The sequence below is a fragment of the Corynebacterium sp. HMSC29G08 genome (assembly GCF_001806875.1).
In the GTDB taxonomy this organism is placed as follows: Bacteria; Actinomycetota; Actinomycetes; order Mycobacteriales; family Mycobacteriaceae; genus Corynebacterium.
Genome location: NZ_KV786268.1, coordinates 37,275 through 53,030, shown reverse-complemented (window position 1 = coordinate 53,030; position 15,756 = coordinate 37,275). Strand labels below are relative to the sequence as shown.

General features: G+C 61.3%; 9 protein-coding genes. 5 read left to right on the top strand and 4 right to left on the bottom strand.

Going from position 1 to position 15,756, the window contains the following annotated elements; all coding sequences use genetic code 11:
- Window positions 1–613: 613 nt before the first annotated feature.
- The gene (locus HMPREF3101_RS09625; protein ID WP_070464917.1) at window positions 614–2,473 is read right to left on the bottom strand and encodes a phosphoenolpyruvate carboxykinase (GTP); all 1,860 of its coding nucleotides are present in this window, start codon (window positions 2,471–2,473) and stop codon (window positions 614–616) included.
- 132 nt (window positions 2,474–2,605) lie between these two features.
- On the opposite strand from HMPREF3101_RS09625, the gene trmB reads away from it, so the two are divergent.
- From trmB to HMPREF3101_RS09600, 5 genes are read left to right on the top strand one after another with little or no spacing between them, the layout of a single operon-like run.
- Window positions 2,606–3,367: a tRNA (guanosine(46)-N7)-methyltransferase TrmB gene (gene trmB / locus HMPREF3101_RS09620; RefSeq protein WP_070464982.1), complete on the top strand. Its 762-nt coding sequence runs from the start codon at window positions 2,606–2,608 to the stop codon at window positions 3,365–3,367.
- A 6-nt stretch (window positions 3,368–3,373) separates the two neighbouring features.
- Window positions 3,374–4,042, top strand: a complete 669-nt coding sequence (locus HMPREF3101_RS09615; protein ID WP_083280197.1) for a PIN domain-containing protein — start codon at window positions 3,374–3,376, stop codon at window positions 4,040–4,042.
- Complete coding sequence (locus HMPREF3101_RS09610) at window positions 4,039–6,279, top strand: MMPL family transporter (protein WP_246816727.1); 2,241 nt, start codon at window positions 4,039–4,041, stop codon at window positions 6,277–6,279. Before HMPREF3101_RS09615 ends, HMPREF3101_RS09610 begins: the two co-directional genes overlap by 4 nt.
- Window positions 6,269–7,213 (top strand): lysylphosphatidylglycerol synthase transmembrane domain-containing protein, encoded by a 945-nt coding sequence (locus HMPREF3101_RS09605; protein ID WP_070464914.1) that lies wholly within the window; start codon window positions 6,269–6,271, stop codon window positions 7,211–7,213. Before HMPREF3101_RS09610 ends, HMPREF3101_RS09605 begins: the two co-directional genes overlap by 11 nt.
- Window positions 7,210–7,578, top strand: coding sequence for a DUF3054 domain-containing protein (locus tag HMPREF3101_RS09600; RefSeq protein ID WP_070464911.1), 369 nt, complete (start codon window positions 7,210–7,212; stop codon window positions 7,576–7,578). The genes HMPREF3101_RS09605 and HMPREF3101_RS09600 overlap by 4 nt, the downstream gene beginning before the upstream one ends.
- A gap of 140 nt (window positions 7,579–7,718) precedes the next feature.
- Here HMPREF3101_RS09600 and HMPREF3101_RS09595 read toward each other — a convergent pair whose 3' ends face one another.
- Genes HMPREF3101_RS09595 through HMPREF3101_RS09585 form a run of 3 tightly spaced genes read right to left on the bottom strand, consistent with a single transcriptional unit; the run spans window position 7,719 to window position 15,756 of the window.
- A complete protein-coding gene (locus HMPREF3101_RS09595; protein ID WP_070464908.1) occupies window positions 7,719–9,260 on the bottom strand; it encodes an acyl-CoA carboxylase subunit beta in 1,542 nt (513 codons plus the stop codon).
- On the bottom strand, window positions 9,257–13,957 hold the full coding sequence (gene pks13, locus HMPREF3101_RS09590) for a polyketide synthase Pks13 (protein WP_070464904.1): 4,701 nt from the start codon (window positions 13,955–13,957) through the stop codon (window positions 9,257–9,259). Before pks13 ends, HMPREF3101_RS09595 begins: the two co-directional genes overlap by 4 nt.
- Before the next feature lie 14 nt (window positions 13,958–13,971).
- Window positions 13,972–15,756: a FadD32-like long-chain-fatty-acid--AMP ligase gene (locus HMPREF3101_RS09585; RefSeq protein WP_070464900.1), complete on the bottom strand. Its 1,785-nt coding sequence runs from the start codon at window positions 15,754–15,756 to the stop codon at window positions 13,972–13,974.

The following is a 15,756-nucleotide window of genomic DNA, read 5'->3' as shown; positions in this document are numbered from 1 at the left end:
ACCTGTCGCAAAATTCCTACGATTAACTGGTGGGCGCAACGGGAAGAGCGCACTTAGATTTCCGAACGAGAGCTGCGAAACCCTGTCATCGAGCGTCACCGGAGCGTTAAATCTTGGGTGATTCTGAGGCCTCCTACACGCGCCACGTTCTGCCGCACCCCTTGCAGATGCCGCCATCCGTCTGACTTCACTCTGTAGTGGACGAGCAGGGTCTTCGAGCCAGTCCTCCGTTTTGCCCTGTTCTTGGTTCCAGCACCTCAACACCGAATCAATACGATTTCTGAGCACTGGTTCCAGAATAGAAAGTGCCTCGTACCAGGCTGAGGCAACTGCGACCTGCCACAAATAGAGAGACTGAACTGAACTGTCCGAAACACTGTCCGCGCTTCGGCCGGTTTCTCCTACGATAACCATTCGGTACGACCGAATTCGAGGGTCACTTAATCCCCCAAGCATTTCACCCACCATGCGATGAGCATAACAAAATGCCCGCCTCACGGCGGGCATCCTGCAAAATTAACAACAGATCTTGTCTGAAGTTTTCCGCTACTAAAGCTACATGACTAAATCTGCTCTAGTCAAGCATTTTTCAGCAGCTCCTAACGTGAAGCCGCTACGCCTGGCCGTTGGACTCCAGCCACTCGCGGGTGGCCTTGTTGGCGGCCTTTACCCGGTCACCCAGGCGGCCGAGCTCGTCGAAGATCTCCTTCGGCACGCGTGCACCGAGCTCCTCGAAGTACTCGTAGGCCTCCTCAACGTCGTTCTTCCACAGGTCCGGACCTGCGTAGAGCGCTTCCTCAACGTCCTGGAACGGGATGTCCAGGCCGGTGAGGTCGATGTCTTCTGCACGAGCGGTCAGGCCAGCGACGGTCTCGTTGCCACCAACGCGGCCTTCGATGCGGTCCACGATCCACTTGAGCACGCGGGAGTTGTCGCCGAAGCCCGGCCAGAGGAAGCGGCCGTCATCGCCACGGCGGAACCAGTTGACCAGGAAGACGGCCGGCATGCGGTCGCCGCCCTTGGCGCCCATGTCGATCCAGTGCTGCAGGTAGTCGCCCACGTTGTAGCCAATGAACGGCAGCATCGCCATCGGGTCGTGGCGCAGGGAGCCAACCTTTGCCTCAGCGGACGCTGCGGTCTGACCGGAGGAGAGCATCGCACCGATCAGGGTGCCATGGTTCCAGTTGTGTGCTTGGGTAACCAGTGGGACGGTGTCCGGGCGGCGGCCGCCGAACAGGATCGCGTCAATCTTCACACCAGCCGGGTCGTTGTACTCGGGTGCGGCGGTCGGGCACTGTTCGATTGCCACGCAGTAGCGGGAGTTCGGGTGTGCAGCCTTGCGCTCATCGTCCGGCGTCCAGTCGTTGCCGCGCCAGTCAATGAGATGCTCCGGTACGTCGCCGTCCATGCCTTCCCACCACACGTCACCGTCATCAGTCAGGGCGACGTTGGTGAACAGGGTGTTGCCCGGCTCCATGGTGCGCATGGCGATCGGGTTGGAGGCGTAGTTGGTGCCCGGCGCAACGCCGAAGAAGCCGTTCTCCGGATTGACGGCGTACAGGCCGTCCTCGCGCAGGTGCAGCCACGCAATATCGTCGCCCACAACCTCGGACTTCCAGCCTTCCAGGGTCGGAGTGATCATGGCCAGGTTGGTCTTGCCACATGCGGACGGGAATGCGCCGGTGACGTGGTAAACCTTGCCCTCTGGGGAAGTCAGCTTCAGGATGAGCATGTGCTCCGCCATCCAGCCTTCTTCCTTACCCATGACGGATGCGATACGCAGCGCGTAGCACTTCTTAGCCAGGATGGCGTTGCCGCCGTAGCCGGAGCCGTAGGACCAGATCTCCTTGGTCTCCGGGAACTGGGAGATGTACTTCGTCTCATTGCACGGCCAAGCAACGTCTTCCTCGCCCGGCTCTAGCGGTGCGCCCACGGAGTGCAGGCAGGGAACGAAGTTGTCTCCCTTGATCTTGTCCAGGGCCTCGGTGCCCATGCGGGTCATGACGCGCATGGACATGACCACATATTCGGAGTCAGTCAGCTGCACGCCCAGCTTCGGGTCCGGGTCCGTGATTGGACCCATGCAGAACGGCACAACGTACATCGTGCGGCCCTTCATGGAGCCCTTGAAGTGCTCAAGCATCTCTGCCTTGAGCGCATCCGGCTTCATCCAGTTGTTGGTTGGGCCCGCGCCTTCCTGCTTCTCGGTGGAGATGAAGGTGCGGGATTCCACACGTGCCACGTCGGACGGGTTGGAGCGAGCGAGGAAGGAATTCGGTCGCTTTTCCTCGTTCAGTTTGATCAGTGTGCCTTTTTCAACCAGCTCAGCGGCGAGGCGGTCCCATTCCTCCTGGGAGCCATCCGCAAACACCACGCGGTCCGGGTTGAAGAGTTCTACTGCGTCGTTGATCCAGGCGATCAGTGCCTGGTTGTCCGTAGGTTGCGTGCCTTCCAATCGCTGCACTGCAGTCATGGTTACTCCTTGGCCTTAGTAAGTACAGTCCCTACCTCCCAACACTACAGAGCTTTTTGCTTATAGACGCAGACTTTTTCTCCCCCGGCGCGCTTACTTGCAAGGATGCACGTCATGTGGACAATTGAGGCAATGAATAAAGAGGCACAAAACATTTCCGAGCTGCCCTCCGGCAGGCCGATGCAAACCCAGTTTGATACTGGGTTGGATTACCCCCGTTTGGGTTCCGTGACGTTTCGCCGTGGCACGCTGACGGATAACCAAGAGGTGTTGTTTGAACAGCACTGGCCGCGGCTGGGTCGCATTTTGGCTGATGAGCTGATTGATGTAGACGCTTGGTTTGGCCGCACCGGCCACCCCACGGTTGTGGAGATCGGCTCCGGCACCGGCACGTCCACCGCGGCGATGGCACCGCTGGAGGCGGACACCAACATTATTGCAGTTGAGCTGTACAAGCCGGGTTTGGCCAAGCTCTTGGGCTCGGTTGTTCGTGGTGAGATTGACAACATTCGCATGGTGCGTGGCGACGGCGTTGAGGTCCTTGCCCGCATGATCGCCCCGGAATCGTTGGACGGCGTGCGCATTTTCTTCCCGGATCCATGGCCGAAAGCGCGTCACCACAAGCGTCGGATTATTCAGTCGGGGACGTTGAATTTGATAGCCAGCCGTCTCAAAGCAGGTGGCGTACTGCACGTAGCTACAGACCACGCGGATTACGCGGAGTGGATCGATGAGCTGGTGAATGTGGAGCCGAGCCTGGAGTACAAGGGCTGGCCGTGGGCGGATGCCCCGCTGCTCACGGATCGCCAGGTGATCACCAAGTTTGAGGGCAAGGGCCTGGACAAGGATCATGTGATCCGCGAGTACCTCTGGCAAAAGCGCGAGGAGAAGTAACCCTACATGGACCTGCACGACAAAATCCACCCGTACACCCCAGGCGCAGCACCAGGGCCTGCAAGCTACCTGCTGGTTTGGGACGCGCCGAACCTAGACATGGGCTTGGGCGCAATCCTGGGTGGTCGCCCAACAGCGTCGCACCGCCCGCGTTTTGACGCTGTTGGTCGCTGGCTGGTTGGTGAGGCCACACGCCTCGGCGCAGAGCCCGAGGCAACCTTGTTCACCAACGTTGCTCCCGCAAGCGCGGATTCGGTCCGACCCTGGGTAGAAGCCCTGCGCAACGTCGGTTTTGCTGTGTTTGCCAAGCCGAAGGACGGCGAAAACTCCGATGTGGACCAGGACATGCTGGATCACATCCAGCGTCGTGTAGATGAAGGCGTGTTGCGTGGCCTTGTGGTGGCGTCGGCAGACGGCCAGAACTTCCAGGAAGAGATCGAACGCCTGGCGGAGACGATCCCGGTCACCGTGATCGGGTTCCACGAGCACGCCGCGTGGGCTGTGAACTCCGAGCACCTGACCTTTGTGGACTTGGAGGACATCCCGGGCGTGTTCCGTGAGCCGCTGCCTCGCGTGAACCTGGATAACCTGCCGGTTGGTGGCGCGTGGCTGCAGCCGTTCAGGCCGCTGGCAGCCCTGCTTAGTGGCCACGGCGCTTCGGGGGCTGGACAGTGAGCTGGGCAGTGAGTAGCGGTGCCTTCGCCCAATGGGGGCGCGCTGCGTATCGCGGCCGGCGCATCATCCCGGTCATTCTGATCGCACTGATCGCGTTGGGGCATCTGCTGTTCGGTGTCCATTTGGGCGACCGTCTTTCCCAGGAGGGTTGGGAGGACCCGCGGGCTGATTCCACTACAGCTGCGGTAATTGAGCAGGAGACGTTTGGCCGAGATAATTCCGGCGACGTGATCTTGCTTGTCAGCGCTGCTGATGTGAATGACCCTGCGGTATTTACTTCAGCAAACGATCAGATCAACGCACTGAAGGACCGTCCTGAGGTTGCTGGTATCCGCAGCTACTTTGCCACCCCGAATGCGGCGTTGATGACGCCGGATGGGACGAAAGCGTTTGCCTCAATTGGCTTGAGTGGTGACGGTGAGCAGACCCTGAAGGATTTCCGCTCCCTTTTGCCTGAGCTTGAGGCCATCGAGATCCCAGGCGCAAAGGTGCAGATCGCCGGTGCGACCGCGGTGGCTGACGCCTTGGATAAAGGCATGGCCAACGACATCGCGCGTGCAGAAAAAGTCGGCCTGATTTTTGTGGCGATCATTCTGCTGTTCGTCTTCGGCGGCGTGATCGCAGCGGCGATGCCTTTGATTGTGGGCATTTTGTCCATCATCGGATCGCTGTCCCTGTTGGCCGTGCTTGCACAGTTCCAGCAGGTCAACATCTTCTCCCAGTCCATTATCACGCTGCTGGGCCTGGGCCTGGCCATTGATTACGGCTTGTTTATGGTCTCCCGCTTCCGCGAGGAGCTGGATAAGGGACGCACCACCGAAGAAGCCGTGATTGAAACCACCGCCACGGCTGGCAAGACGGTGTTTTTCTCCGCGCTGATGGTGGGTGTGGCGTTGTCGGGTCTGTTCATGTTCCCGCAAGCGTTTTTGAAATCGGTGGCATACGGCGCGATTAGCGCGGTGCTGCTCGCCGCGATCATTTCCGTGACGGTGCTGCCTGCCATGTTCGGCATGCTGGGGCCGAAGATTGATAAGTGGGCGGTGCGTCGCAGCAACACCAAACCGCACCGCTTGTGGACGTCTATGCCGTCCTGGGCCATGCGCCACGCCAAATCCACCACGACCGGTGTCACGGCGTTGCTGCTACTGGTCACGGTGCCGATTGTCACCATCACGTTCGGTGGCATCAATGAGTCGTATTTGCCGCCGCAGCAGGAGACTCGCCAAGCCCAAGACGCGTTCAACGAGGCCTTCCCGGCGTACCGCACCGACCCGGTGAAGCTGGTGATCTCCGGGGCGGACAACCAGCAGCTGGGCGCAATCATGCAGCAGGCTCGCCAGGTGGAGGGCTTTGCCACCCCACTGGCGCCCTCGCGCCCCACTACGGACGGAGTGAACGTGCTTTCCGCTCCCCTAGCAGACCGCAACGGTGGCCAGAAGGTCATTGATCAGCTGCGCGCTATCGACACCCCTGAAGGCGTGGACGTCTACATTGCCGGCACGCCTGCCATGGAGGTCGAGTCCATCGAGGCACTGCTGGAGCGCCTGCCGTGGATGGCGCTCTACATGATCCTGGCCACGTTCCTGCTCATGGCTATCGTGTTCCGCTCAATGATCCTGCCGGTCAAAGCCGTGATCATGAACGTACTGGGCATCGGCGCAACGCTGGGCTTCCTCACCCTGGTGTTTGTGCAGGGCGTGGGCTCCGGCCTGCTCAACTTCACACCTGGCCCGCTGATGAGTCCGGTGCTGGTGCTGATCATCTCCATCCTCTACGGCCTATCCACGGACTATGAGGTGTTTTTGGTCTCGCGCATGGTGGAGGCACGCCACAAGGGAGCGGATACGGACACGGCGATTAAGGACGGCACCGCCCATACCGGCGGCATCATCACCGCAGCGGCCGCCATCATGATCGTGGTTGCCGCGGCGTTTGCGGCCAGCGACATCGTGATGATGAAGTACATTGCCTACGGCATGATCTTCTCGCTGGCGCTCGACGCCACAATCATCCGACTGTTACTTGTGCCTGCTGTGATGCATTTGCTTGGAGAGGACAATTGGTGGATGTTCGGTAGGGCGTCGGCAAGCAATAGCTCCCGCCCGGAGGGCGAAATCCCGATTGAGGACACGGTGGTGGACACGCAGCCCTACCGCAGCGGGGTGAGCGTGGATGACGATTCCCAGCTCGTGCCGTTTTCGCAGCTGATGCGTGATCTTAAAGAGCGTGAACGCTAAAGCCTGGCTGCGTTGGCTCGCACCACTTGCGGTGTTGGTGCTGGTCCTGGTGGTGTTCCGGGACCGAATGCCGTTTCTGAGCCAGGCGTGGGAGCTGGCCCGGCACGCGGACACCGGGTTGTTGCTTGGTGCGGCACTGAGCGCGAACCTGGCCATGTGTGCCATGTCTGCGGTCATGCAGATTCTGCTCAATGTTCACCGGCGTGTGGCCAACCCGGTGAACACGAACGCGATTGTGTACGCCTCAAACGCCTGGTCTACCTCGGTGCCGGGAGGCCCGGCGATCTCAGCGTGGCTGACGTATCGGGTGCATCGCTCCTGGGGTGCATCCACGGGCGTGTGCGGCTGGTTTTTCGTGGTCTCGGGTGCGCTGAGCACCGTGTGGATGGCGCTGATCGGCGTAGCCGCGGTGGTGTTTCTGGGCGCTGAGCTCTCCCCCGTCACGCTCGCTGTGAGCCTCGGCGGTGCGGTGGCGATCATGGCGGGGGTGTTCTGGGCGATCATGCATCCTGCGGCGTTGAAACGCTGGACGCCGGCGCGCGCGCATTCGCTGATTGACCAGGTTGCGGCGATCCGGATCACGCCCGGTGCATTTGTGCTTGCCGCGCTATTTTCGTTGCTCAATCAGCTTTTGGACGTACTGACGCTCCTCCTCTGCGCCGCCGCCGTCACCGACTCCCGCCTTAGCGTCTCCGCGATCTGCCTGGCGTTCATTATGACGAAACTCGCCGGCGCCGCCCAGATCACCCCAGGTGGAGTAGGCACCGTCGAGCCCGTTGCGGTTGCCATGCTGGTAGCCGGGGGCTTTTCGCTTACCGACGCCACCGCCGCCACCCTCATCTACCGCCTCATCTCATTCGCACTGATCACAGTCTTCGGCTGGGTGGTATATGCCACGACCTACGCGCGGATGGGGCTAGGCTTACGGTCATGAAGAACGCCTCCGCCAAGACCTCCCTCAAGACCCCCACTGCCATTGCCGCTGACTACGTAGCCATCGCAGTCTTCGCGTTGGCAGCACGCGGCGCACATCAGTCTGAAACCATGCCGTTTAACTTCACCGGCTGGCTATCCACCCTCTGGCCCTTCGCGCTTGGCGTGACGCTGGGCTGGCTGATTGTGCGCGACAACAAGGGCGGCGCCATCTGGGGCATCACCGTGATCACCGGACTGGCAATCTGGGGGATTCGCAACCAGGCGATCCCGCACTGGTCGTTTGTCATCGTGGCCACCATCATGTCGGCCCTGCTGATGCTGGGGTGGCGCTTTGTGGCGTCGAAAGTCAAGTCCCAGGGTTAGAACGAAGAACCCCAGTTGTACAGCGGGTTGCCGGATGCCAAGCCGTTGAAGAACCAAACGAGGCCGTTGATCAGGTCACCGAGGATATCTACAGCGCTGGAAAGCATATGAAAACCTTTCTTACTGGGTTTCTCCAGTTGTTACAGGGGTGCAATTGTGTGCTTCTTGGGCAGGTCGAATTCCTGCTTGGTTGCCAGTTGGCGCAGGGCACGCCGCAACGCAAGGCGCGTTTCGGACGGCTCGATCATTGAATCGATGAAACCGCGCTCAGCGGCAACATACGGAGATGTCATGTTCTCGTCGTAGAAGTCCATGAACATCTTCTTCATTGCCTCGCGCTGCTCCGGGTCCTCAATCGCATTGAGTTGCTTGCCCTGTAATGTAATCGCTGCAGCCGCCGCTCCCATTACAGCGATCTGCGCCGTCGGCCACGCCAGGTTCAAATCACCCGACAGGTTCTTGGAGCCCATCACCGCATACGCGCCGCCGTACGCCTTACGCACAATCAGCGTCACCTTCGGCACGGTCGCCTCCACACCGGCGAACGCAAACTTCGCGCCGCGGTGAATCAGGCCCTGACGCTCTTGCTCCACACCCGGCATGTAGCCAGGGGTGTCAACGACGTACACGATGGGAATGTTGTACGCGTCGCACGTACGGATAAAACGTGCGCCTTTATCGGCGGCATCCGCGTCGATACACCCCGCGAGGTACATCGGATTGTTGGCTACGAAGCCAACGGGTTTGCCGTCGATACGGCCGAAGGCACAAATGAGGTTCTCGGCGTAGTTGGATTGGATTTCAACGAGCTCTTCATCGTCCCCAAGCTGGACCAACAGGTCCATCATGTCGTAGCCAGCGTTGGTGTCATCCGGCAAAAACTCGTTGAGGTGGGCATCATCGAGCTCATCGTCCGCAGGTGCCGGGAAGGTTGGCACCGCATCAAACGCGGAAGTGGGCAGGTGATCCAGCAGGTCACGCACAAACTCGAAGGCCTCTTCCTCCGAATCCACAACGGCAGAAATATTGCCTGCCTGCTCCTGTTGGCGCGCGCCACCAAGCTCAGCGGACGTAATGTCCTCACCAGTAACCTCACGGATCACGTTCGGGCCGGTGACGTACATCTCCGTCTGCCCATCCACAGCGATGACAAAGTCCGTGGTCACCGGTGCGTACACCGCACCACCGGCAGACTTGCCCAGCATGATGGAGATCTGCGGGCACCGGCCAGACAGCGGCAACTGACGGCGCGCAATCTCCGAATACATGGCCAGAGACGTCACAGCGTCCTGAATACGCGCGCCACCAGAATCCTGGATGCCAATCACTGGGCAGCCGATCTTGATGGCAAACTCCATCACTTCGACCACCTTGCGGCCAAAGGTCACGCCAACGGAACCGCCGTAGACGGTTTTGTCGTGGGCGTAGATGGCAACGGGGCGGCCGTCGATACGCCCGTAGCCCGTCACAACACCGTCGGAATACACCGCGTTTTCATCGCCTGGGGTGCGGGCCAGGGCGCCGATCTCGACGAAGGAGCCTTCGTCCAAAAGCGCCGCAATGCGTTGGCGCGGCGTGGTAATACCTGCGTCATCGCGCTTCTTGCGGGAGCGCTCAGAGCCTGGGTCCTGCGCCTTGTCTAGGCGCTCGCGCAAATCGGCGAGTTTTTCAGCGGTTGTCATCGCTTGCCTTCGATCCAATCGTTCATGTGCTTGCCAACGATGCCTACCGCCGGCTCATCCACTACCGCTAGATGGTCACCCGGCAAGTGCACAATGGTCAAATCCTGGACGATTTTGCCCCAGCCGCCGTCCTCATCAATGTGGGCGTAATTGGGCTCCAACCGGATCGCACCGTCATGCATCCGCTGCGCACGGAACAGCAGCACCGGCACTGTCACATCCGCCCAGCGGGTGAAGTCTAGGTGGTTCAGGATCTGGTTATCCACAAATGACGCCCGCTGATGTTCCAACACACCGGAGGCCAGACCGTGCTCGGAAGCGTCCGTGTTGGTGAGGAATTCCCGCAGCATCTCCATCAGCGCCTCTTCGCCTGCGGTCTCTAGCAGCTCATACGGCACCTCGAAGTCCAGGCCGTAGGTCTCCTTGGCAAATTCGGCGTAGCGGCCCCAACGTGCCTTGGTTTCCTCCATCGTGCGCGGGATCGGCACCGACGGTTGCGTGGTGTCCAGCAGCGCAATGAAATCAATGCGCTCGTTGCCCAGCTGGTGTGCAACCTCGTACGCCAACGCGCCGCCGAAGGACCAGCCGGCCAGGATTACCTTCCGCTCACCCGCGATGCGCTCAATGTCACGCACGTACTCTGTCGCGCGCTCTTCGAGCGATCCTTCTCTGCGCTCAACGCCATACACCGGCACGTCATCGCCCAAGCGTCGCGCAAGCGGCGCATACACGGAGCTCGAACCACCGGCCGGGTGGAACACAAACACCGGCGACTTATTAGGTGAACCGTCGCGGAACACGCGGATGTTGCCATCCACCGGGGTCTCAAGGCCTTCACGCACCTTGTTAGCCAACGGCTCCAAGGTTTCCGCGGCCAGCACTTCCTCGGCGCTGACCTCAATGCCAGAGCGCTCCGTCAGGTGCGCGGCAATCTCTTCCGCCTGCTCGTTGGTGATCTGCGGCAGCTGGCTGGTCACGCCAGCTGCAGCCGCGCCCGCATACTTCGCCCAGGTGCCAAACACCATGCGTTCCGACGCATCACGCGGCGCCACACCAACACCGCCGCCGACAGCAGCTGGTTTCTCAGCAACTGGCGCAACCACAGCCTCTGGCGCAGTCTCAGCCCTTCCGGCTACGGCGTCCTCGACCATGGTGATGACATCCGCCACGGAGGCGTCGCGAAGCGCCTGCACCTGCAGCGGGGGAATCTGGAAGTCGTTCTCAATGCGGTTCTTGATGCGCATACCCATGAGCGAATCCAGACCCAGATCAATCAGCGGCAACTCATCCGGCAGGTCCTCTGCCTCAAAGCCCATGGAGTCAGACACGATGGCGCGCAGGCGCTCCTCCACCGTCTCCTCCGCTGGGTTCCAACGGAACGCCTCAATGTCCTCAGCGTCGGTGTCGGCGTCGGCGGAGCCAGACCCCGCATCCGCATCAGAGGCAGCAACCTCGGCAACGCCGGCCAGCGGTGCGGCGTTTGTACCCAACGTGGTGGCGAAACCTTCCGCGATCAAGGTGTCGCCGTCGAATACCCGAATGCTTGCGCCGCCAAGGGTGGTGGTGACCATGGTGGTCACCTCGCCGTCCGCAGGCAGGTAGCCATGCTCCTCGGTGGCAACCACGCGCGAGCCCGGCAGTACCTCTGCCGCGGCGGACTCGATGAGCTGGTACGGACTGAATACCGAATCCGCAGGTGCGGAGAACGCCGTCACGCCACCAGGCAGCTTCACCGAAGCAGCGCCCGACTGCGGACGCGACGTGGTCCACAGATGGTTGCGCTGGAAGATGGTATGCGGGGCGTCGATACGCTTGCCCTCACCGTAGAACCCAGTGAAGTCAACCTTCTGGCCCTGCACGTACAGCTTGGCGGCGAGATCCAGCAGGGTCTCGGCCTCATCAAGCTTGCGCTTGGTGGTGAACAGCAGCTGTGCATCAGGCTTGCCCGCGGCAAACGCGGTGTTCATCATGCCCATCAACGCAACCGGGTTCGGGGTGATCTCCACCAACGTGGAATGCCCAGCATCAAAGGCCGCCTGGGTGGCGTCCTGGAAGTACACCGGCTGGCGGGTCATGCGCAGGAAATACTCATCGGTGTGCACCACGGAGCCGACCGGGTACGTCACGCCCTGGTCTACGGAGGAAAACAGCGGCACCGTGACCGGGCGAGCCGCAATGCCAGCAATCTCGCCAGCTAGATCACCCATGATGGAATCCAACATGGAGGTGTGCCCCGCACCGCGCACGTTGAGCTTGCGGGCGAACTTCTCCTCAGCGGTGAGCTTCTCCACTAGGGCATCGACGGCCTTGCTCCGACCACCGACCGTGGTCATGCCCGGGCCTGCGTAGACAGCGGCCTCCACACCCTCAATGTCGGCGAGCTGGTCTGCGGCCAGCTCCACCACGGCCATCGCGCCTTCCTGATCAGTGTCGGCGATTAGGGCTTCGCCCTCGCCCATCAGGCGGGCACGCTGGCAGGCGATTAGCATCGCGTCTTTATCCGTGATACCGCCTGCGGCATAGGCAGCGGCGATCTCGCCCATGGACATGCCCATCACCCCAGACGGGCGGATGCCCATACTTGCAAGCAGGTCCGTCTGAGCGATCTGGATGGCGGTGATGGTCACCTGGCCGGTTTGGGTGTCGTACGTCTGCTCGTCGTTATCAATCAGCTCGATCATGGACCAGCCGGATTCGAACCTCACTGCCTCATCCAGCTCACGCATACGGGTGGCGAACAGCTCGCTGGCCTCCATCAAACGCTTCGCCATCTTGCGGTGCTGCGAACCAAAACCGGAGTACACAAACACCGGCCCCAGTGCTTCCGGGGAATCCGCCACGGCAAGACCCGCGCCCTTGCCCTCAGCAATCAGACGCATGCGGCTCACCGCCTCATCCACCGTGCTAGCAGTAACCACGGCGGAAGAACGCCCATGGTTGCGCTTAGCCAGGCAACGCGCGACCGGAATCAGATCAGCGTCCGAGCGGCCCTCCAGGAAGTCAGCCAGGGATGCAGCTGCGGCTTTCCTGCGGCTTGGCAACATGCCGGATACCGGCAGCGCCGCTACGTCAAGGCCAGCAAAGCCGGTGCTCTTGGCGCCAGAAACAGCGGAAACAGCCGCATCATCCTCGTAGTCCGCCGGATCAAAATCCGTGACCACCACGTGCGCGTTGGTGCCACCGAAGCCAAAGCCGGAGACGCCAGCAACCCTGCGCCCGGAGTAGCGAGGCCACTCGCGCGGATCAGCCACCACCTCAATGTGCTCAGCGTCAAAGTCCACGTAACGGTTCGGGCCGTTGAAGTTCGCAGTTGCCGGAATCGTGTCGTGCTTAAACGCCTCCAGCACCTTGATCAGCGCCACCACACCTGCGGCGGACTCTGAGTGGCCGATGTTGGACTTAGCGGAGCCCAACAGCACGGGGTTGGCCGGCGTGCGGTCGCGGCCCAAAACGCGACCCAACGCAGTTGCCTCAATCGGATCGCCCAGGATGGTGCCGGTGCCGTGGGCCTCAACAAGGTCCACGTCGGCCGGGTCAATGTCCGCATCCGCGTAGGCGCGCTCCAACACGTCGACCTGCGCGTCCGGGTTCGGCGCGGTCAGGCCGTTGGAGTGGCCGTCCGAGTTGGTGGCAGAGCCCTTGATCACGGCGATGATGTTGTCGCCGTTCGCAATCGCGTCCGCCACGCGCTTGAGCACCACAAAACCTGCAGCCTCGGAGCGCACGATGCCGTCCGCGTCATCAGAAAACGCCTTGATCGTGCCGGTCGGCGAAATCACGCCGAGCTCGGAGAACATCAACGACGCAAACGGGTTGGCCAGCACGTTCACGCCACCAGCGAGCGCCACGTCGCACTCGTGCTCACGCAACGCGCGCACCGCATGGTGAGTAGACACCAGCGAAGAAGAGCACGCCGTGTCCACGTTCATGCTGGGGCCGCGGAAATCAAAGGCGTAAGAAATACGGTTCGGGATAATCGCACTGGACGCTCCGGTGAGCGCATAGGGGTGCGCCTGCGCTGGGTCCGCGCCCATCAGCATCCCGTAATCGTTCGCACTCGAACCCACGAATACACCTACCGGTGTGCCACGCAGGCTGTCGGCCGGAATGTGTGCATCCTCCAGCGCCTCCCATGCTGTTTCCAGCATGATGCGCTGCTGCGGGTCCATGTGCTGCGCTTCCAGCGGCGACAGCCCGAAGAACTCGTTGTCAAAGCTGGCGATGTCGTCCAAGTACCCGCCGTCGGTGGATTCCTCCGCCATCTTGGTTTTCAGGTACGCATCGCCCGAGTACTCGCTCCAGCGCCCAGGGGGCAGTGGGGAGGTGCTCACGCGGCCGTTAATAAGCAGCTGCCAAAACTCGCTGGTGTTGGCAGCGCCCGGGAATCGGCCGGCCGCACCCACAATCGCAATGTCGCGCTGCGCGGGGGAGCTTAGATTTGCTTGCCGACGCCCACGCAACACCCTCTCAGGCACCACCGTCAACGCCCGCGCAAGCTCCGCGATCGTGGGATATTGGTACGCAATCGTGGGGTCCAGGCGGCGACCCAGGAGGGTCTCCAGCTCACCGGACAAAATGACAGCGTCCCGAGACGAAAGTCCGTAGGACTCAAGCGGCTTGACGGGGTCAACGGTGGTCTCCCCCGTTGTTTTCATTACCCACTGCTCGAGCCATTGGATCAATTCGTGTTCAGTCATACACACAGACCTTATTACCGCTCCATGAATTTCTTAGCGTTTACGCGGCGAGCGATCTTGCCAGAAGAGGAACGCGCAATGCCATTCGGGGGGTAGAACTCAATAACAGAAGGCGCAATACCGTGCTTGTTGGTCACCGCGAGACGGATCGCGTCCTCTGCGGCCGCATCACCCTCCTCAGTTGCCGTGTCAGCACGCTCCACCAGAAGAATCAGACGCTCCACGTTCTCACCCGGCACAGCAAACGCCGCGACGGAGTCCGGGCGCACGTGCTCGCTCGCCTCCTGCACGGTGGCCTCAATGTCCTGCGGGTAGTGGTTACGGCCAGCTACAACCACCAAGTCTTTCACGCGCCCGGTGATGTAGAGGTGGCCATCCTTCAGCACACCCAGGTCACCGGTGTTAAGCCAGCCGTCCTTCGGCAGGTTTGCCTGCAGCGTCTCACCAATGGTGTTGCCGAAGGTCTCCGCGGTTTCCTCATCACGGTCCTGGTAGCCCTTGGCCACGTTCGCGCCGTGGACCCAGATCTCACCCACGTTGCCGTCTGCCAGCTCATTGCGGGTCTCAGTGTCCACAATGGCAAACTTCATCAGCGGCACCGGCTGGCCGTTGGACGCAAACGGCACACCATCTGCGGACTCCTCCGCACGGCCCTGCGCAAGCGCCTCACGGTCGAAGTAGGTGAACTTCGGCCGCTCATCCGTCTGCGGGGTGGACACCAGCAAGGTGGCCTCCGCCAGACCGTAGGAAGGCCGCAGCGCCTTGCGGTCCAGGCCCTTCGGGGTGAAGGTGTCCAAGAAAGCATCAACGCTGGACTTGGTCACCGGCTCAGAGCCACAGATCACAGCCTCAACCTGGGAGAGGTCATAGTCCTTCTCACCCGCGTAGCGGGCGGCAAGCTCAAGGGCGAAGTTCGGCGCCACGGTGTAGATGTGCATGTCTTCCGGATCCTCGGCACGGCGGTCAAGGCGCTCCATCCAACGCTCCGGGCGCTGGATGAAATCGCGCGGACTGAAGATCTCAAACTCATCGCCCAACACCATGGCCAGCGTTGCCAGGATGATGCCCATGTCATGGTGCATTGGCAGCCAGGACACAATGCGCATCGGCTCCTTGATCTGCGCCGCGGTGTAGATCTGGATGACGTTGGTAACAATGGACTCATTGGTCAGCATCACACCCGCCGGGTTCCTGGTGGAGCCGGAGGTGTACTGCAGAAACGCCGTGTTGTGCGCGGTGTCCAGGGCGGTAGCCGGGTCTACTGCCGGCGGCTGGAAGGACTCAGCGAGCGTATCCGGCAACGCATCCACAGTGATCACGCGCGGGCGCTTTGCAGCCGGCAGCGCCGAGAAGTACTCGCGCACTGCCGGCGCACCTTGCTTGTTGGTCAGCACCGTCTGCGCGTGCGAGTCATGCAGCACAGCCTTCAGGTGCTGCTCATGGCCCGGCTCATTCGGGTCATACAGTGGGATCGGCACCTGGCCGGCGTAGAGCACGCCCATGAACGCGAAGATGTACTCCGGCGAGTTGCTCGCCAGGATGGCCACGCGGTCCCCCGGCTGGCCCACCTGCATCAGGCGGGAAGCAATAGCCTTGATGCGTGTATTGGCCTCGCGGCGGGTGTAGGCAACATTGTCACCATCAGGGTTTTGCGAGTAGTCCCAGAAGCGAACGTTGACGTTTTCTTTTTCGCCCGCTTGGTACAGCATTTCGGTCAGTGCTGGCAAAGTGAATCCCGGTGGGATATTGACCTGACCCTTGTCATCGAGGAAGCGTTGGATGATGCTGCCGATATCCAT

Bases quoted from the DNA above. Each gene is read 5' to 3' on its own strand.
- HMPREF3101_RS09585 (WP_070464900.1), bottom strand. From the start codon at position 15,756: ATGGATATCGGCAGCATCATCCAACGCTTCCTCGATGACAAGGGTCAG.
- HMPREF3101_RS09615 (WP_083280197.1), top strand. From the start codon at position 3,374: ATGGACCTGCACGACAAAATCCACCCGTACACCCCAGGCGCAGCACCA.
- HMPREF3101_RS09600 (WP_070464911.1), top strand. From the start codon at position 7,210: ATGAAGAACGCCTCCGCCAAGACCTCCCTCAAGACCCCCACTGCCATT.
- HMPREF3101_RS09595 (WP_070464908.1), bottom strand. From the start codon at position 9,260: ATGACAACCGCTGAAAAACTCGCCGATTTGCGCGAGCGCCTAGACAAG.
- pks13 (WP_070464904.1), bottom strand. From the start codon at position 13,957: ATGACTGAACACGAATTGATCCAATGGCTCGAGCAGTGGGTAATGAAA.
- trmB (WP_070464982.1), top strand. From the start codon at position 2,606: ATGAATAAAGAGGCACAAAACATTTCCGAGCTGCCCTCCGGCAGGCCG.
- HMPREF3101_RS09625 (WP_070464917.1), bottom strand. From the start codon at position 2,473: ATGACTGCAGTGCAGCGATTGGAAGGCACGCAACCTACGGACAACCAG.